The organism is Streptomyces sp. NRRL S-244, from assembly GCF_000717915.1.
Classification (GTDB): domain Bacteria; phylum Actinomycetota; class Actinomycetes; order Streptomycetales; family Streptomycetaceae; genus Streptomyces.
Window position 1 is genome coordinate 260,386 of record NZ_JOCX01000006.1, and the last position, 16,269, is coordinate 276,654.

The following is a 16,269-nucleotide window of genomic DNA, read 5'->3' on the forward strand; positions in this document are numbered from 1 at the left end:
GGCAGAGAGGCGGGGGATGCGGCGATGATGTCCGCGGCGGGTTTGCGCCGTGGCCGCTTCCCGCCAGGAGCGCCGTGGAGAGGGTGGGTGGACCGGTTGCTGAACGCGATAGGCCTGGACGAGGGCCAGGAGTCGGCGTACCGCGCGCTGGTGGCGCTGGGGGCGGCGGAGGTGCCCGACCTCGCGCACCGGCTGACGCTGCCGGTGCCGCAGACCGAGCGGACCCTGCGGCATCTGGAGCGGCACGGACTGGCGGCCCAGTCCTCGACCCGGCCGGGGCGCTGGGTGGCGGCCCCGCCGGGGGTGGCGCTGGGGGCGCTGCTGACGCAGCAGCGGCACGAGCTGGAGCAGGCGGAGCTGACGGCGGCGCTGCTGGCGCAGGAGTACCGGGCGGAGGCGGCCGAGCCGGCGGTGCACGACCTGGTGGAGGTGGTGACGGGCGCGAGCGCGGTGGCGCACCGCTTCCACCAGCTCCAGCTGGGCGCGGCGGAGGAGGTGTGCGCCCTGGTCAGCGGCCGGCCGCAGGTGGTCACCGGGATGGAGAACGAGGCGGAGGAGCGGGCCGCCGTACGGGGCGTGGCGTACCGGGTCGTGATCGAGCGGGAGGTACTGACCCTGCCGACGGGGATCAGGGAGGCGTCGACGGCGCTCGCCCGGGGCGAACAGGTCCGGGTGACGGGCGACGTCCCGACGAAGCTGGTGATCGCGGACCGGTCCCTGGCGATGGTCCCGCTGACGGCGCGCGGGGCGGAGCCGGCGGCGCTGGTGGTGCACGCGTCGGGGCTGCTGGAATCCCTGACGGGCCTGTTCGAGGCGGTGTGGCGGGAGGCGCTGCCGCTGCGGCTGGGGGCGACGGGCGCGGCGGAGGAGTCGGGGGGCGTGCCCGACACCACGGACCTGGAGATCCTGACGCTGCTGCTGGCCGGGATGACGGACGCGAGCGTGGCGAAGCACCTGGAGCTGGGGCTGCGGACGGTGCAGCGGCGGGTCAAGGGCCTGATGGAGCTGTCGGGGGTCACGACGCGGCTCCAGCTGGGCTGGCACGCGTACGAAAGGGGCTGGGTGGCCCGGTAGCGCGGCGGCCCCGTGGCCGGGTGGCCCGGTAGCGCGGCGGCCCCGTGGCTGGGTGGCCCGATGGGTCCCGGTCGGTCAGGCTGAGCGCATGGATCTGCCTCAGCTGCTCCTGGTGGGGCTGGTGCTGCTGCTCGGGGTGGTCGGGGTGCTGGTCCCGGGTGTTCCGGGGACCTGGCTGGTCTGGGCGGGGGTGCTGTGGTGGGCGCTGCACGAGCGGTCGACGCTTGCGTGGTGCCTGCTGGTCTCGGCGACGGCTCTGCTGCTGGTGGTGCAGGTGGTCGAGTGGCAGCTGCCGCCGCGGCGGCTGCGCGGGGTGGGGGTCACCCGCCGGATGGCGGTGTACGCGGGCGCGGGCGCGCTGCTCGGCTTCGTCGTGGTGCCGGTGCTGGGGGCGGTTCCGGGGTTCGTGGGGGGCGTCTACCTGTGCGAGCGGCTGCGGCTGGGCACGCACGGCGAGGCCTGGGCCTCGGTACGGGCGGTGATGCGGGCGGTGGGCACGAGCGTGCTGGTGGAACTGCTCGCGTGCCTGATGGTGGTGGGCGCATGGCTCGGGGCGGTGGTGGCGGGCTGACTCGGGTGGTGCGCGTGGCTTAGGGCCATGGGTCTACGCCTGTTCGGCCGGAGGCCCGATGCGGGTGGTGCGGGGCGCTGCGAGGGTGGGTTCCATGACGGAGTTCAAGGGTTTCAGCGAGGCGCAGCTGGCGTACCTCCGGTCGCAGCGGCTGGGGCGGCTGGCGACGGTGGACGCGACCGGGCAGCCGCAGGCGAACCCGGTGGGGTTCTTCCCGCAGGAGGACGGAACGGTCCTGGTGGGCGGCATGGCCATGGGGTCGACGAAGAAGTGGCGGAACCTCGGGAACAACCCGCGGCTCGCCCTGGTGGTGGACGATCTGGCGAGCACCCGGCCGTGGAAGGTCCGCGGGGTCGAGATCCGCGGCCGCGCCACGCTGGAGGTGGGCCCGCACGCGCTGGGCCCGCACTTCAGCCCGGAGGTGATCCGGATCCACCCGGAGCGGGTGTTCGCCTGGGGCCTGGACGACGTCTGACCCGGGTGCGGGCCCATGGGCCCGGACGCCTGCCCCTCCTCGGGGGAGGGGGCAGGCGTCCGTCAGCGGACTCGGTAGCGGGCTCAGTAGCGGCCGTTGCGCTTCGCCGCGTAATTGGCCCGGCCCTCGGCCGACTTGATCCGCCAGTCCCGGCGGATCTCGTTGCGGAGCCTGGCGTCCGTCTTGGCGACGATCCGCTGGTTCTCCCGGAGCAGCTTGCGGTAGCTCTCCAGGCGCCGCTCCGGCAGTGCGCCGCTCTCCAGCGCTTCGAGCACCGCGCATCCCGGCTCGGCCTCGTGCGCGCAGTCGTGGAAGCGGCAGTCGGCCGCGTACTCCTCGATCTCCGAGAAGACCTGGCCGACCCCGGTCCCGGCGTCCCACAGGCCGACGCCCCGCAGTCCGGGCGTGTCGATGAGGACGCCCCCGCCGGGCAGGGCCAGCAGGTTGCGGGTGGTCGTCGTGTGCCGGCCCTTGCCGTCCGCGTCGCGGGTGGCCTGGACCTCCATGACGTCGGCGCCGAGCAGCGCGTTCGCCAGGGTGGACTTGCCCGCGCCCGAGATGCCGAGCAGCACGCTCGTACCGCCGGCGACGACCGCCGCCAGTACGTCCGTGCCCTCCCCGGTGTGGGAGGAGACCGTGAGGACGTCGACGCCCGGTGCCGTGGTCTCCACGTCCTGGACCAGGTGCCCGAGCGTCACCGGGTCCGGTACGAGGTCGGCCTTGGTCAGGACGACCAGCGGCCGCGCCCCGGACTCCCAGGCGAGGGCCAGGAAGCGCTCGATGCGGCCGAGGTCCAGCTCGACGGCCAGGGAGACCGCGATGATCGCGTGGTCGACGTTGGCGGCGAGGATCTGCCCCTCGGACCGCTTCGAGGAGGTGGAGCGTACGAAGGCGGTCCGGCGCGGCAGGTACGTCTTGACGTACCGGGGGTTGCCGGCCGCCTCGACGACGGCCCAGTCACCGGTGCAGATGACGCGGAGCGGGTCGTGCGGGGTGACGAACGCGGTGTCGGCGTGGACGATGCCGTCGGCCGTCATGACGTCGCACTGGCCGCGGTCCACCCGCACCACGCGGCCGGGCACCAGGCCCTGCGCGGCGTACGGGGCGAACTCGGCCTCCCACGCCTCGTCCCAGCCGAAGGGGGCGAGGGCGGACGCGTACGCAGAAGAGGTGGAGGAAGAAAGGCGAGCAGAAGAGAAAGACAAGGGGAACCCTTCACAGGGTGGCCCCGGCAGCGCGCGCTCAGCGGCGCGCGAAGAGGTGTGAGGTCAGCCGGAGACCACGGAAGTGACATTGATGGTCTTCTGAGTGCGGGCAGCGCCCTGCGTCACGACAGTCATCAATGAACTCACCTCCGGGTCATGCACGTACTGGTCGGTTCCGCGCGGATCGGCGGGAACTCGATCACCGTAGCAAGTGCGCTCCGGCGCACGCCAATTCTTTTTCGGACCACTTCGGCGGGCGCATGTCCGATTCGTTCAAGACCGGCGGGCCGGCCCGCTCCTAGCCTGGCCGCATGACTTCCCCAACGACTCCTCGAACGGCTCCCCGACTCGACATGATCGGCCTCGTCGTCTCCGACATGGCCGCCTCGCTCGCCTTCTACCGCCGCCTGGGTCTGGACGTCCCGGCCGGGGCGGAGGAGCAGCCGCACGTGGAGGCCGTCCTCCCCGGCGGGCTCCGGATCGGCTGGGACACGGAGGAGGTGATCCGCTCCCTCGACCCGTCCTGGACCCGCCCCGCCGGGGGCGACCGGCTGGGGCTCGCATTCGCGTGCGAGTCCCCCGCCGAGGTGGACGCGGTGTACGCCGAGCTGACGGACGCCGGGTACAAGGGCCATCTGGAGCCCTGGGACGCCTTCTGGGGGCAGCGCTACGCCGTCGTGCTCGACCCGGACGGCTGCGGGGTCTCCCTGTTCGCCGCCGCCGGGGCGTAGGCCGCCGCGTAGGCCCCCGGGGTGGTCCCGGCCAGCGCCCGGACCTCGCGGGCGAGGTGGGCCTGGTCGGCGTACCCGGCCCGGTACGCCACCTCGGCCTGCGGCAGCCCCCGCCGCGCCAGCTCCAGCGCCCGCTGGAGGCGCAGCACCCGCCCGAGCGTGCGGGGTCCGTAGCCGAAGGCGTCGAGGGAGCGCCGGTGCAGCTGGCGCTCCCCGAGGCCTACGGCCTGCGCCACGGCGGCCACGGACTCCCCCGCGCGGAGCCCGGCCGCCACCCGTGCGGCGAGGGGGTCGGGGGGCTTGCTCCGCGCCGAGCGGGTGCGGGCCAGCCGCTCCAGCCCCGAGCCGGGGTCCTCGTACGCGTTCATCCGCTCGGCGAGCTCGCGCACCTGCGGCCCCGGCCAGAGGTCGGCGAGCTCGACCCGCCGGTCACGCAGCTCGTACGCCGGTACGCCGAGCAGCGCGGGCGCCGTGCCGGGGGCGAACCTCAGCCCCGACATCGCGCCGCGGGCCCCGACCGGCACCTCCCCGGCGGGGTGCGGCCCGGTGTCGGGGCCGGCGACCAGCAGCCGCCCGTCGACCCACAGCAGGTCCATGCACCCGTCGGGCAGTACGGGCCCGCCGGGGGCTCCGGTGCGCCGCCAGACGATCGCGCCCGGCACCAGCGCGGACGGCCACTCCTCGTACACAGCCGCCACGCTACGCCGCGCCCCCGTCCCGTGCCGGTCAGTGCTTGCGCAGCCGGGCCGAGTAGTCCTCGGGCGGCAGGAACTTCGACCAGCGCTCCGGGAACTCGGAGGGCATCGCGCCGTCCCCCTCCTCGTCGTCCTCCGACTCGCCCTCGGCGAGGGCCCGCCACGCGGCGGCGCGCGCGATCAGCTGCGCGGCCTCCGCCTCGCGGGCCCGCTCGTTGGCCTCGCGGGCCGCGGCGGTGGCCACGGACGGCCAGACGCGGTCGATGGCGGCGTTCACGGCCGCGCCGACGAGCACGGCGAAGGCCGACACGCCGATCCACAGCAGGACGGCGACGGGCGCGGCCAGCGAGCCGTAGATGGTCGGGCCCTCGACGGTGTTCGTGAGGTAGATCCGCAGCAGGAACGAGCCCAGCACCCACATGGCGAGTGCCACGAGCGCGCCCGGGACGTCCTCGATCCACGGGGAGCGCACGGGTACGGACACGTGGTAGAGCGTGGTCAGGAAGGCGATGGACAGCAGGGTGACGGTCGGCCAGTAGAGGACCGCGATCACCTCGGCGCTCCAGGGCACCCAGCTGACGACCGCGTCGGGCCCCGCCACCATCAGCGGCAGCACGACGGCGCCGATCACCAGGGCGACCACGTACAGGAGGAAGGAGAGCAGCCGGGTCTTGACGATGCCGCGCTGGCCGTCGAGCCCGTACATCACGGTGATGGTGTCGATGAAGACGTTGACGGCCCGCGAGCCCGACCAGAGGGCGAAGGCGAAGCCGAGGGAGATCAGGTCCGGGCGGCCGGCCTTGGTGACGTCGTCGAGCATCGGTTTCGCGATGTCGTTGACGCCCCGGTCGGAGAGGACCGTGCCGACCGCGTTGAGGATGTTCTCCTCGATGGAGGCCACGAAGGTGCCGCCCGTCCAGCCGTCGACGTACCCGAGGAGGCCCAGGAGGCCCAGGAACAGCGGCGGCAGCGAGAGCAGCGTGAAGAACGCCGCCTCGGCGGCCAGGCCGAGGATCCGGTACTCGACGCACGAATTGACGGTGTCTTTCAGCAGCAGCCACGCCATCTTGCGCTTGGAGACGTTGCGGTACAGGGCACGGGCCCGGTGGAGTCGCCCGGGGACCCGCTCGTGGACCCGCTCGGGTGTTTCTTTTGCTGGCTGCACGTCCTTACGGTATCCGCATGGCAGCCACCACCCACACCGTCTCCAACCAGGCCCCTCCACTGGCGGGCTACGACGTCTACGGCACCGACCGGGTCCTGCGGGAGGGTGTGGAGCGGCACCTGGCGGCCGCGGCGCCCGAACTCGTCGGCGAGGTGCGGGAGGAGCTCGCGGAACTGGGGCGGGCGGCGGGCTCGGCGCAGGCCCAGAGGTGGGGTGCGCAGGCGAACGAGAACCCGCCGGAACTGCGTACGCACGACCGGTACGGCAACCGGATCGACGAGGTGGAGTTCCACCCGGCGTGGCACCGGCTGCTCGGGCACGCGGTGGGCGCCGGGCTGACCGACGCGTGGGGCCGGCCGGCCGGGCATCTGCGCCGCGCGGCCGGATTCTTCGTGTGGTCGCAGGCCGAGGCGGGGCACGGCTGCCCCGTGTCGATGACCCATGCGGCCGTACCGGCGCTGCGGACGGATCCGGAGCTGGCCGCCGAATGGGAGCCGCGGCTGACCTCGCACGCGTACGAGGAGGGGCTGCGGCCGGCGGGGCGGAAGGCCGGGGCGCTGTTCGGCATGGGGATGACGGAGAAGCAGGGCGGCAGCGACGTACGGGCGAACACGACGGCGGCGAAGCCGCTGGACGCGGCGGGCGAGTACCTGCTGACGGGGCACAAGTGGTTCTGCTCGGCGCCGATGTCGGACGGGTTCCTGGTGCTGGCGCAGGCGTCCGCCTCGTCCTCCTCGTCCTCCTCCTCGTCCTCCTCCTCCGGGACGGGCGGCCTGACGTGCTTCCTGGTGCCGCGGGTGCTGCCGGACGGTACGCGCAACGTGTTCGCGATCCAGCGGCTGAAGGACAAACTGGGCAACCGGTCGAACGCGTCGGCCGAGGTGGAGTTCGACGGGACGTGGGCGCGGCGGGTCGGCGAGGAGGGGCGGGGGGTGCGGACCATCATCGGGATGGTCGCGGCGACCCGGCTGGACTGCGTGCTGGGCTCTGCGGCGCTGATGCGGCAGGCGCTGACGCAGGCCGTGCACCATGCGGAGCACCGCTCTGCTTTCGGAGCACGGCTCATCGAGCAGCCGCTGATGCGCAACGTGCTGGCCGACCTCGCGCTGGAGTCGGAGGCGGCGACGACGCTCGGGCTGCGCCTCGCGGCCGCGTACGACGCCGGGACGGAGCAGGAGCGGGCCTTCCTGCGCATCGCGGTGCCCGCCGCGAAGTACTGGGTGACCAAGCGGTGTACGCCGATGGTGGCGGAGGCCCTGGAGTGTCTGGGCGGCAACGGCTACGTCGAGGAGTCCGGGCTGCCGAGGCTGCTGCGCGAGTCCCCGCTGAACTCGATCTGGGAGGGTTCGGGCAACGTACAGGCCCTGGACGTCCTGCGGGCGCTGCAGCGGGAGCCGCTGGCGCTGAACGCGCTCCTCCAGGAGGTGGGGCAGGCGCGCGGCGCCGATCACCGGCTGGATTCGGCCATCAAGGGGCTGCTGACGGAGCTCGCGGACCTGGAGGGCATCGAGGCCCGGGCGCGCCGGGTGGTGGAGCGCATCGCCCTGGTGCTGCAGGGATCGCTGCTGGTGCGCTGGGCGCCGCCGGAGGTGGCGGACGCGTTCTGCGCCTCGCGCCTGGGGGGCGACTGGGGCGCGGCCTTCGGCACGCTGCCGCACAGCCTGCATCTGGGCGCGCTGGTCGAACGGGCGCGGATCGCGGGCTAGGTTCCGGGACTCCGGGACCTGTCCCCAAACAGGTCCGGGCCGGGATCCGGGCCGGGATCCGGGCCCGTTGACCGGGATCAGGGGTGGCGCCGCGCCGACTCGGCACCACCCCTGATCCGAAAGCCCCGAGGAGGAGCTGTCACGCCGCGAGGCGGCGTCCGGACAGTTTCGGTCGGGTGACCGGGACTTGGCGAGAGTTGCATACCGTTGCAACCCTCTGAGTCCTCTGGGTTCTCGGCGCTCCCTGCGTTCTCGGCGTCCTCTGAGTTCTCGGCGTTCTCTGCGTTTCGCTCCGCACGGGGAGGTTCCGGTGGCCAACACCGCAGGCAGCACGGTCGATGTGGCACGCATCTCGGCCATGGACGCGCGGGAGGCCGCGCGTCTGCTCAAGGGGGTACGGGCGGCGGCGCTGGCCGGGGACCGGCCGCCGGCGGAGCCCCGCCCGGAGATCGCCGAGTCCTGGCGCCGGATGCTGGCCGGCGGGGTGCACCCGGACCGGGACGCGCGCTCGCGGATGCTGTCGGCGGCCGAGACGGAGGAGCGGCGGCAGGTCTCGCCGCTGCGGGAGATCCTGCCGGTGCTGCGCGAGGGGCTGCTGCCGGCGCTGGACACGGCGCTGCACATCATGGTCGTCGCCGACGCGGAGGGGCGGCTGCTGTGGCGGGAGGGGGCCTCCTCGATCCTGCGCAAGGCGGACCGGCTCGGGTTCGCGGTGGGCGCCGACTGGGACGAGGCGGTGGTCGGCACGAACGGCGTGGGTACGGCTCTGGTGGCCCGCCAGCCCGTCCAGGTGTTCTCGGCGGAGCACTTCGTCTCCAGCCACCACGACTGGACCTGTGCGGGGGCGCCGGTGCGGGACCCGCGGGACGGGCGGCTGCTGGGCGTGGTGGACGTCAGCGGGCCGCTGGCCACGATGCACCCCGCCACGCTCGCGTGGGTGAGCTCGGTGGCCCGCCTCGCGGAGCGGGAGCTGCGGATCCGGCACCTGGAGTCGCTGGAGCGGCTGCGGGCGGTCGCGTCGCCGCTGCTGGCCCGGCTGCCGGGGCAGGCCCTGGCGGTGGACCCGCACGGCTGGACGGCGGCGGTGACGGGGCTGGCCCCGGCGGACCGGATCGCGCTGCCGAAGGGGTTCGGGCCGGGCCGGGTGTGGGTGGCGCAGCTCGGGGACTGCGTGGTGGAGCCGCTGCCGGGCGGCTGGCTGCTGCGCGTCGCGCAGGCGCCGGGCACGGCCGCGGCGGCGAGCCGGGTGGTCCTGGACCTGAGCCGTCCGCGCGTGTGGTCGGCGACGGTGTACGGGGCCGCCGGGAGCTGGTGCCAGGAGCTGAGCCCGCGCCACGCGGAGCTGCTGTTCCTGCTGGCGGAGAGCCCGCGGGGGCGGACGGCGGCGGAGCTGGCCGCGGAGCTGTTCGGGGACCCGACGCGGACCGTGACGGTGCGGGCGGAGCTGTCCCGGGTACGGCGGCACCTGGGCGGGGTGCTGACCCACCGCCCGTACCGCTTCGCGGACGACGTGGAGGTGGAGCTGATCCGCCCCGAGGACCCGGCGGCGCTGCTGCCGCACTCGACGGCGCCGGCGGTGATCAGGGCCCGGCTGGGCCGTGCCGGGGTGGGCGTGATTCCCTGACCTGCATGAGCACCATCACACTCACCACGTGGTCCCTGGAAATGGCCTCGCCGCAGGATCTGGTCCGGGCGGCCGTCCCGGGGCCTGAGATCAGTGTCCGGCGCGCGGAGGTCCCCTCGCCGGAGTTCAGCCGCTTCCTCTACGCCTCGGTGGGCGGTGACATCCACTGGACGGACCGGCTGTCGCTGACCCGGGCGCAGTGGGTGGAGCAGCTGGGCCGTCCCGGCGTGGAGACGTGGGTGGCGTACGAGCGCGGGACCCCGGCGGGGTACGTGGAGCTCGACCCGCAGGACGACGGCGTGGTGGAGATCATGTACTTCGGGCTGCTCCCGGACTTCCGGGGCCGCCGCATCGGGGGCCACCTGCTGACGCTGGGCGTCGAGGCGGCCTGGTCCCTGGCGGACCGCTGGCCGGGGCGCGAGGCGACGACGCGGGTCTGGCTCCACACGTGCAGCCAGGACGGCCCGACGGCGATGGACAACTACCTCCGCCGCGGCTTCAAGCTCTTCCGGACGGAGACGGAGCAGAAGGAGAACACCCCGGCCCCCGGCCCCTGGCCGGGCGCGTAGGACCGCGGCTGCGGCGCGGGCGGCGTGGAGGGGCTGCTTCCGGCCGGATCTCGCGCCCCTCGTGGCGTGACCGGCGTCACTTCGTCTCGGGATGCGGGACTACATCGTCCGAATAATGGACAGTAGTGGACTCCTCCAATCGGCACATGACACGCTTCCGCCATGAATGGAGCTGGAATTGCCTTGGTGAGTCGGCGGCACGTCGACCTCGGCCGCATGTCCAGTGCCATCTGTTCGGCGCGCTGACGGAACCAGCCGCCGCCGCGCAGCCCCGGCACAGCGCCCCGCACACCGTCGTCGCGGGGGCGCCGCAGCCCGCAGTCCCCTGAAGGCAGAACACCGCCCTGACCACCGGCACAACCGGAAAATCGGGCGGCGATCGGCCACACCTGCTCAGCGGCAGGGCTGATGACAGGGGCACTCGCCGCCCCTCCCCCTGCCCTTGCATCGAGCCGCCGAAGAAGGACGTACCGCCATGGCCGCCACCCCCGAAACGACCGCAGCCGCAGCTCCCGCAGCCGCCGCGCGCCGCAAGACCGGCCGTCACCGCGGTGAGGGCCAGTGGGCCGTTGGACACCACACCCCCCTCAACGGCAACGAGCAGTTCAAGAAGGACGACGACGGTCTCAACGTGCGGACACGCATTGAGACGATCTACTCCAAGACGGGCTTCGACTCGATCGACCCCAACGACCTGCGCGGCCGCATGCGCTGGTGGGGTCTGTACACCCAGCGCAAGCCCGGGATCGACGGCGGCAAGACCGCGATCCTGGAGCCGGAGGAGCTGGACGACAAGTACTTCATGCTGCGCGTCCGCATCGACGGCGGCCGGCTGACCACCGAGCAGCTCCGCGTCATCGGCGAGATCTCGCAGGAGTTCGCGCGCGGCACCGCCGACCTCACCGACCGGCAGAACGTGCAGTACCACTGGATCCGGATCGAGGACGTCCCCGAGATCTGGCGCCGTCTGGAGGCCGTCGGCCTCTCCACCACCGAGGCCTGCGGTGACACGCCCCGCGTCATCCTCGGCTCGCCCGTCGCCGGCATCGCCCAGGACGAGATCATCGACGGCACCCCCGCCATCGACGAGATCTACCGCCGCATCGTGGGCAACCCGGACTTCTCCAACCTGCCCCGCAAGTTCAAGTCCGCGATCTCCGGCTCGCCGCTGCTCGACGTGGCGCACGAGATCAACGACATCGCCTTCGTGGGCGTGAACCACCCCGAGCACGGCCCCGGCTTCGACGTCTGGGTCGGAGGCGGCCTCTCCACCAACCCCAAGCTGGGCGTGCGCCTGGGCACCTGGGTCTCGCTCGACGAGGTCCCGGACGTCTACGAGGGCGTCATCTCGATCTTCCGCGACTACGGCTACCGCCGCCTGCGCACCCGCGCCCGGCTGAAGTTCCTCGTCGCCGACTGGGGCCCGGCCAAGTTCCGCCAGGTCCTGGAGGACGAGTACCTGGGGCGCAAGCTGACCGACGGCCCCGCGCCCGAGCAGCCCAGCGGCCAGTGGCGCGACCACGTCGGCGTCCACCAGCAGCAGGACGGCCGCTTCTACGTCGGCTTCGCGCCCCGCGTCGGCCGCGTGGACGGCGCCACCCTCACCAAGATCGCGGACGTCGCCGCGCAGCACGGCTCCGGCCGCCTGCGCACCACCGCCGAGCAGAAGATGATCGTCCTCGACATCGAGGCGGACAAGGTCGACTCCGTCGTCGCCGCGCTGGAGGCGCTGGACCTGCGGGTCAAGCCGTCCCCGTTCCGCCGCGGCACGATGGCCTGCACCGGCATCGAGTTCTGCAAGCTGGCCATCGTCGAGACGAAGGCGCGCGGCGCCTCGCTGATCGACGAACTGGAGCGCCGCCTGCCGGAGTTCGCGGAGCCGCTGACCATCAACATCAACGGCTGCCCGAACGCCTGCGCCCGTATCCAGGTGGCGGACATCGGTCTCAAGGGCCAGCTGGTCCTGGACGACGACGGCAACCAGGTCGAGGGGTACCAGGTCCACCTCGGCGGCGCGCTCGGCCTGGAGGCCGGCTTCGGCCGCAAGGTCCGCGGCCTCAAGGTCACCTCGGCCGGTCTGCCCGACTACGTCGAGCGGGTCGTCACGCGCTTCGAGCAGCAGCGCGAGGACGGCGAGCGCTTCGCCGCCTGGGTGACCCGTGCGAAGGACGAGGACCTCTCGTGAGCGAGCGCGCGGCCCCGTTCTACTGCCCGTACTGCGGCGACGAGGACCTGTTTCCGAACGAGACGGGTCACGGCGCCTGGGAGTGCAGGGCCTGCAACCGGGCCTTCCAGCTGAAGTACCTCGGGCTGCTGGCCCGGGGCGTCCGGTCCGACACCGCGGGAGGGGACGAGATATGACCACGACTCAAGACGTGAGTCTCAAAGCCGTCGCCGAGCAGGCCGGGCGCGACCTCGAGGACGCGTCCGCGCTGGAGATCCTGCGCTGGGCGGCCGACACCTTCGGCAAGAAGTTCTGCGTCACCTCCTCCATGGAGGACGCGGTCGTCGCCCACCTGGCCTCCCGCGTCTTCCCCGGCGTGGACGTCGTCTTCCTCGACACCGGCTACCACTTCGAGGAGACCATCGGCACCCGCGACGCGGTCGAGGCCGTGATGGACGTCAACCTCATCACCCTCACCCCGCGCCGCACGGTCGCCGAGCAGGACGCCGAGTACGGCCCGAAGCTGCACGACCGCGACCCCGACCTGTGCTGCGCGCTGCGCAAGGTCAAGCCGCTGGAAGAGGGCCTGACCGCGTACGACGCGTGGGCGACGGGCCTGCGCCGCGACGAGTCCCCCACCCGGGCGAACACCCCGGTGGTCGGCTGGGACGAGAAGCGGCGGAAGGTCAAGGTCTCCCCGATCGCCCGCTGGACCCAGGACGACGTCGACGCGTACGTCGCCGAGCACGGGGTCCTGACCAACCCGCTGCTGATGGACGGCTACGCCTCCGTCGGCTGCGCCCCCTGCACCCGCCGCGTGGCGGAGGGCGAGGACGCGCGCGCCGGCCGCTGGGCCGGCCGGGCCAAGACCGAGTGCGGACTGCACGGCTGATGACCGACCCCATTTCCCTCATGAACGCGGAGAGCGAGCAGATGAGCGTGAGCGACCAGGGCGCCACCGTGTGGCTGACCGGGCTGCCGAGCGCGGGCAAGACCACCATCGCGTACGCGCTGGCCGAGCGGCTGCGCGCCGAGGGCCACCGCGTGGAGGTCCTCGACGGCGACGAGATCCGCGAATTCCTCTCCGCCGGCCTGGGCTTCACCCGGGAGGACCGCCACACCAACGTGCAGCGGATCGGATTCGTCGCCGAACTCCTCGCGAGCAACGGCGTCAAGGCGCTCGTACCGGTGATCGCGCCGTTCGCGGACAGCCGCGAGGCCGTCCGCAAGCGGCACTCCGCCGAGGGCACCTCGTACCTGGAGGTCCACGTGGCCACCCCGGTCGAGGTCTGCTCCGAGCGTGACGTGAAGGGCCTGTACGCCAAGCAGGCGGCGGGCGAGATCTCCGGTCTGACCGGCGTCGACGACCCGTACGAGGCTCCGGACTCCCCGGACCTGCGCATCGAGTCGCACATGCAGACCGTGCAGGAGTCGGCTTCGGCCCTGCACGCGCTGCTCACCGAGAGGGGTCTGGCATGACGGCCACCGTTGCACACGTCCACGAGGCAGCGGACGATTCCCTGGGCTCCGCGCCCTACGCGCTGTCGCACCTCGACGCCCTCGAGTCGGAGGCCGTGCACATCTTCCGCGAGGTGGCGGGCGAGTTCGAGAAGCCGGTGATCCTCTTCTCCGGCGGCAAGGACTCCATCGTCATGCTGCACCTGGCGCTCAAGGCCTTCGCGCCCGCGCCGGTGCCGTTCACGCTGCTGCACGTGGACACCGGGCACAACTTCCCCGAGGTCCTCGACTACCGCGACCGCGCGGTGGCCAAGCACAACCTGCGCCTGCACGTGGCCTCCGTCCAGGAGTACATCGACGCCGGCAAGCTGCGCGAGCGCCCGGACGGGGTCCGCAACCCGCTGCAGACCGTCCCGCTCACGGAGGCGATCCAGCAGCTCAAGTTCGACGCCGTGTTCGGCGGCGGGCGCCGCGACGAGGAGAAGGCCCGCGCCAAGGAGCGCGTGTTCTCCCTGCGCGACGAGTTCTCCCAGTGGGACCCGCGCCGCCAGCGCCCCGAGCTGTGGCAGCTCTACAACGGCCGCCACGCACCCGGCGAGCACGTCCGCGTGTTCCCGCTGTCGAACTGGACCGAGCTGGACGTGTGGCAGTACATCGCCCGCGAGTCCATCGAACTGCCGGAGATCTACTTCGCACACGAGCGCGAGGTCTTCAAGCGCAACGGGATGTGGCTGACGGCCGGCGAGTGGGGCGGCCCGAAGGAGGGCGAGACGCCCGAGACGCGCCTCATCCGCTACCGCACCGTCGGTGACATGTCCTGCACCGGTGCCGTCGACTCCGACGCCACCACGCTGGACGCCGTGATCACCGAGATCGCCGCCTCCCGGCTCACCGAGCGGGGCGCGACCCGCGCCGACGACAAGATGTCCGAGGCCGCGATGGAAGACCGCAAGCGCGAAGGGTACTTCTAGCCATGACCTCCACCACCGAGCAGTTCGCCGACGTCTCGACGACGACGCTGCTGCGCTTCGCGACCGCCGGTTCCGTCGACGACGGCAAGTCCACGCTGGTCGGACGGCTGCTGCACGACTCCAAGTCGGTCCTGACGGACCAGCTGGAGGCCGTCGAGGCCGTCTCCGCCCAGCGCGGCCAGGACGCCCCGGACCTGGCGCTGCTGACCGACGGCCTGCGGGCCGAGCGGGAGCAGGGCATCACCATCGACGTCGCGTACCGCTACTTCGCCACCGCCCGGCGCCGGTTCATCCTCGCCGACACCCCCGGGCACGTGCAGTACACGCGGAACATGGTCACCGGCGCCTCCACCGCCGACCTGGCCGTGGTCCTGGTCGACGCCCGCAACGGCGTGATCGAGCAGACCCGCCGGCACGCCGCCGTCGCGGCCCTGCTGCGCGTGCCGCACGTGGTGCTGGCCGTGAACAAGATGGACCTGGTGGGCTACGAGGAGCAGGTCTTCGCGAAGATCGCCACCGAGTTCACCGCGTACGCATCCGACCTGGGCGTCCCGGAGATCACCGCGATCCCGATCTCGGCACTCGCCGGGGACAACGTGGTCGAGCCGTCCGCCCACATGGACTGGTACGGCGGCCCGACCGTGCTGGAGCACCTGGAGACCGTCCCGGTCAGCCACGACCTCACGGCCTGCCCGGCGCGTTTCCCGGTGCAGTACGTGATCCGCCCGCAGACGGCCGAGCACCCCGACTACCGCGGCTACGCGGGCCAGATCGCCTCCGGCGTGCTGCGCGTCGGCGAGGCCGTCACCGTCCTGCCGTCGGGCCGTACGTCGGTCATCTCGGGGATCGACGCCCTGGGTGGGTCCGTTGACATCGCGTGGGCCCCGCAGTCGGTGACGGTCCGTCTCGCGGACGACATCGACATCTCGCGCGGCGACCTGATCGCGCCGTCCGCGAACCCGCCCGCCACCACGCAGGACGTCATCGCGACCGTCTGCCACGTCGCGGACCAGCCCCTCTCCGTCGGCGCCCGGGTGCTGCTCAAACACACCACGCGCACGGTCAAGGCCATCGTCAAGGAGATCCCCTCGCGGCTGACCCTGGACGACCTCTCCCAGCACCCGAACCCCGGGCAGCTGGTGGCCAACGACATCGGCCGCGTCGTCGTACGGACCGCCGAGCCGCTCGCGCTCGACGCGTACGCCGACTCGCGCCGTACCGGGTCCTTCCTGCTCATCGACCCGGCCGACGGCACGACCCTGGCGGCGGGCATGGCCGGCGAGTCCTTCGCCTCCCAGGCCCGGACCACCGTCCAGGCGGATGACGAAGGCTGGGACTTCTAGCCCATGCCCTCGGACATCTACTCCACGTTCGCCAAGGAAGGCGGCCGCGTGGGCAGCGGCCGCCTCGGCAGCGGCCAGGGAGGAGTGGCGCGATGTGCGCGATGACGTACGCGCACCGCATGCGCGCCCTCACCCCCCACCAGCCGTACCTGTCCTTGCTGCACAGACGAAGACGTGCGTCATGAGATGACGCTACGAGAGGAAGCCCTCCCGTGCCTGCCACCAGCACCACCAGTAAGACCGTGCGCCGCGGTATCGCCGCCGCTGCCGCCCTGCCGCTCCTGATCGGCGCGCTCGCCTCGTGCGGCTACGGCTCCCAGGCCGAGAAGGCGGACGCGAAGACGCCCGCTTCTCCCGCCGGCGACAAGAAGTTGTCGGCTTCCGAGGTGCGTATCGGGTACTTCCCGAACCTGACGCATGCCACCGCGCTGGTCGGTCTCCAGGAAGGCCTGATCCAGAAGGAACTGGGCGCGACCGCGATCAAGCCGCAGTCCTTCAACGCCGGCCCGTCCGAGATC

At 72.7% G+C, this 16,269-nt stretch carries 17 protein-coding genes and 1 pseudogene; 15 read left to right on the forward strand and 3 right to left on the reverse strand.

Annotation, left to right across the window (positions count from 1 at the left end):
• The first annotated feature begins 96 nt into the window (after positions 1-96).
• The 3 genes from IF02_RS0109925 to IF02_RS0109935 all read left to right on the forward strand — a co-directional run bounded on the left by IF02_RS0109925 (position 97) and on the right by IF02_RS0109935 (position 2,120).
• Positions 97-1,074, forward strand: coding sequence for a helix-turn-helix domain-containing protein (locus IF02_RS0109925; RefSeq protein WP_030155421.1), 978 nt, complete (start codon positions 97-99; stop codon positions 1,072-1,074).
• 88 nt (positions 1,075-1,162) lie between these two features.
• Positions 1,163-1,645 carry a DUF456 domain-containing protein gene (locus IF02_RS0109930; protein ID WP_030155422.1) on the forward strand — a complete coding sequence of 161 codons (483 nt, stop codon included), beginning with the start codon at positions 1,163-1,165 and terminating at the stop codon, positions 1,643-1,645.
• Between the two features lie 94 nt (positions 1,646-1,739).
• Entirely contained in the window at positions 1,740-2,120 is a 381-nt protein-coding gene (locus IF02_RS0109935; RefSeq protein WP_030155424.1) for a PPOX class F420-dependent oxidoreductase, read from the forward strand.
• An 83-nt stretch (positions 2,121-2,203) separates the two neighbouring features.
• Here IF02_RS0109935 and rsgA read toward each other — a convergent pair whose 3' ends face one another.
• A complete protein-coding gene (gene rsgA, locus IF02_RS0109940; protein ID WP_030155426.1) occupies positions 2,204-3,325 on the reverse strand; it encodes a ribosome small subunit-dependent GTPase A in 1,122 nt (373 codons plus the stop codon).
• A 311-nt stretch (positions 3,326-3,636) separates the two neighbouring features.
• On the opposite strand from rsgA, the gene IF02_RS0109945 reads away from it, so the two are divergent.
• A complete protein-coding gene (locus tag IF02_RS0109945; RefSeq protein ID WP_030155428.1) occupies positions 3,637-4,056 on the forward strand; it encodes a VOC family protein in 420 nt (139 codons plus the stop codon).
• Here the strand turns inward: IF02_RS0109945 and IF02_RS0109950 are convergent.
• A complete protein-coding gene (locus tag IF02_RS0109950; protein WP_037835902.1) occupies positions 3,993-4,745 on the reverse strand; it encodes a helix-turn-helix transcriptional regulator in 753 nt (250 codons plus the stop codon). The genes IF02_RS0109945 and IF02_RS0109950 overlap by 64 nt on opposite strands.
• Before the next feature lie 37 nt (positions 4,746-4,782).
• Positions 4,783-5,916 (reverse strand): YihY/virulence factor BrkB family protein, encoded by a 1,134-nt coding sequence (locus tag IF02_RS0109955; RefSeq protein WP_030155430.1) that lies wholly within the window; start codon positions 5,914-5,916, stop codon positions 4,783-4,785.
• Positions 5,917-5,933: 17 nt separating this feature from the next.
• Between IF02_RS0109955 and IF02_RS0109960 the strand changes: the two genes are divergently transcribed.
• The 11 genes and pseudogenes from IF02_RS0109960 to IF02_RS0110005 form a co-directional block, all read left to right on the forward strand.
• Positions 5,934-7,622, forward strand: a complete 1,689-nt coding sequence (locus IF02_RS0109960) for an acyl-CoA dehydrogenase family protein (RefSeq protein ID WP_030155431.1) — start codon at positions 5,934-5,936, stop codon at positions 7,620-7,622.
• A 358-nt stretch (positions 7,623-7,980) separates the two neighbouring features.
• On the forward strand, positions 7,981-9,246 hold the full coding sequence (locus IF02_RS0109965) for a GAF domain-containing protein (RefSeq protein ID WP_051696086.1): 1,266 nt from the start codon (positions 7,981-7,983) through the stop codon (positions 9,244-9,246).
• 5 nt (positions 9,247-9,251) lie between these two features.
• Complete coding sequence (locus IF02_RS0109970) at positions 9,252-9,815, forward strand: GNAT family N-acetyltransferase (RefSeq protein WP_030155433.1); 564 nt, start codon at positions 9,252-9,254, stop codon at positions 9,813-9,815.
• A 162-nt stretch (positions 9,816-9,977) separates the two neighbouring features.
• Positions 9,978-10,061 (forward strand): putative leader peptide, encoded by an 84-nt coding sequence (locus tag IF02_RS36200; RefSeq protein ID WP_351782709.1) that lies wholly within the window; start codon positions 9,978-9,980, stop codon positions 10,059-10,061.
• Between the two features lie 229 nt (positions 10,062-10,290).
• The gene (locus tag IF02_RS0109975) at positions 10,291-12,000 is read left to right on the forward strand and encodes a nitrite/sulfite reductase (protein WP_030155434.1); all 1,710 of its coding nucleotides are present in this window, start codon (positions 10,291-10,293) and stop codon (positions 11,998-12,000) included.
• Positions 11,997-12,176 (forward strand): hypothetical protein, encoded by a 180-nt coding sequence (locus IF02_RS0109980; protein ID WP_030155436.1) that lies wholly within the window; start codon positions 11,997-11,999, stop codon positions 12,174-12,176. The genes IF02_RS0109975 and IF02_RS0109980 overlap by 4 nt, the downstream gene beginning before the upstream one ends.
• Positions 12,173-12,871, forward strand: coding sequence for a phosphoadenylyl-sulfate reductase (locus tag IF02_RS0109985; protein ID WP_030155437.1), 699 nt, complete (start codon positions 12,173-12,175; stop codon positions 12,869-12,871). The genes IF02_RS0109980 and IF02_RS0109985 overlap by 4 nt, the downstream gene beginning before the upstream one ends.
• Complete coding sequence (cysC, locus tag IF02_RS0109990) at positions 12,871-13,458, forward strand: adenylyl-sulfate kinase (RefSeq protein ID WP_267880915.1); 588 nt, start codon at positions 12,871-12,873, stop codon at positions 13,456-13,458. Before IF02_RS0109985 ends, cysC begins: the two co-directional genes overlap by 1 nt.
• Entirely contained in the window at positions 13,455-14,408 is a 954-nt protein-coding gene (gene cysD, locus IF02_RS0109995) for a sulfate adenylyltransferase subunit CysD (protein WP_030155441.1), read from the forward strand. The genes cysC and cysD overlap by 4 nt, the downstream gene beginning before the upstream one ends.
• A gap of 2 nt (positions 14,409-14,410) precedes the next feature.
• On the forward strand, positions 14,411-15,751 hold the full coding sequence (locus IF02_RS0110000; RefSeq protein WP_030155442.1) for a sulfate adenylyltransferase subunit 1: 1,341 nt from the start codon (positions 14,411-14,413) through the stop codon (positions 15,749-15,751).
• Between the two features lie 212 nt (positions 15,752-15,963).
• Positions 15,964-16,269, forward strand: a pseudogene (locus IF02_RS0110005) (sulfate ABC transporter substrate-binding protein); the annotation flags it as partial.

What these genes read in the sequence shown, in the direction of transcription:
- IF02_RS36200 (WP_351782709.1), top strand. Translation starts at nt 9,978, where the DNA reads ATGAATGGAGCTGGAATTGCCTTGGTGAGTCGGCGGCACGTCGACCTC.
- IF02_RS0109975 (WP_030155434.1), top strand. Translation starts at nt 10,291, where the DNA reads ATGGCCGCCACCCCCGAAACGACCGCAGCCGCAGCTCCCGCAGCCGCC.
- IF02_RS0109970 (WP_030155433.1), top strand. Translation starts at nt 9,252, where the DNA reads ATGAGCACCATCACACTCACCACGTGGTCCCTGGAAATGGCCTCGCCG.
- cysC (WP_267880915.1), top strand. Translation starts at nt 12,871, where the DNA reads ATGACCGACCCCATTTCCCTCATGAACGCGGAGAGCGAGCAGATGAGC.
- cysD (WP_030155441.1), top strand. Translation starts at nt 13,455, where the DNA reads ATGACGGCCACCGTTGCACACGTCCACGAGGCAGCGGACGATTCCCTG.
- IF02_RS0109930 (WP_030155422.1), top strand. Translation starts at nt 1,163, where the DNA reads ATGGATCTGCCTCAGCTGCTCCTGGTGGGGCTGGTGCTGCTGCTCGGG.
- IF02_RS0109945 (WP_030155428.1), top strand. Translation starts at nt 3,637, where the DNA reads ATGACTTCCCCAACGACTCCTCGAACGGCTCCCCGACTCGACATGATC.
- IF02_RS0109935 (WP_030155424.1), top strand. Translation starts at nt 1,740, where the DNA reads ATGACGGAGTTCAAGGGTTTCAGCGAGGCGCAGCTGGCGTACCTCCGG.
- IF02_RS0109960 (WP_030155431.1), top strand. Translation starts at nt 5,934, where the DNA reads ATGGCAGCCACCACCCACACCGTCTCCAACCAGGCCCCTCCACTGGCG.
- IF02_RS0110000 (WP_030155442.1), top strand. Translation starts at nt 14,411, where the DNA reads ATGACCTCCACCACCGAGCAGTTCGCCGACGTCTCGACGACGACGCTG.
- IF02_RS0109965 (WP_051696086.1), top strand. Translation starts at nt 7,981, where the DNA reads ATGGACGCGCGGGAGGCCGCGCGTCTGCTCAAGGGGGTACGGGCGGCG.
- IF02_RS0109985 (WP_030155437.1), top strand. Translation starts at nt 12,173, where the DNA reads ATGACCACGACTCAAGACGTGAGTCTCAAAGCCGTCGCCGAGCAGGCC.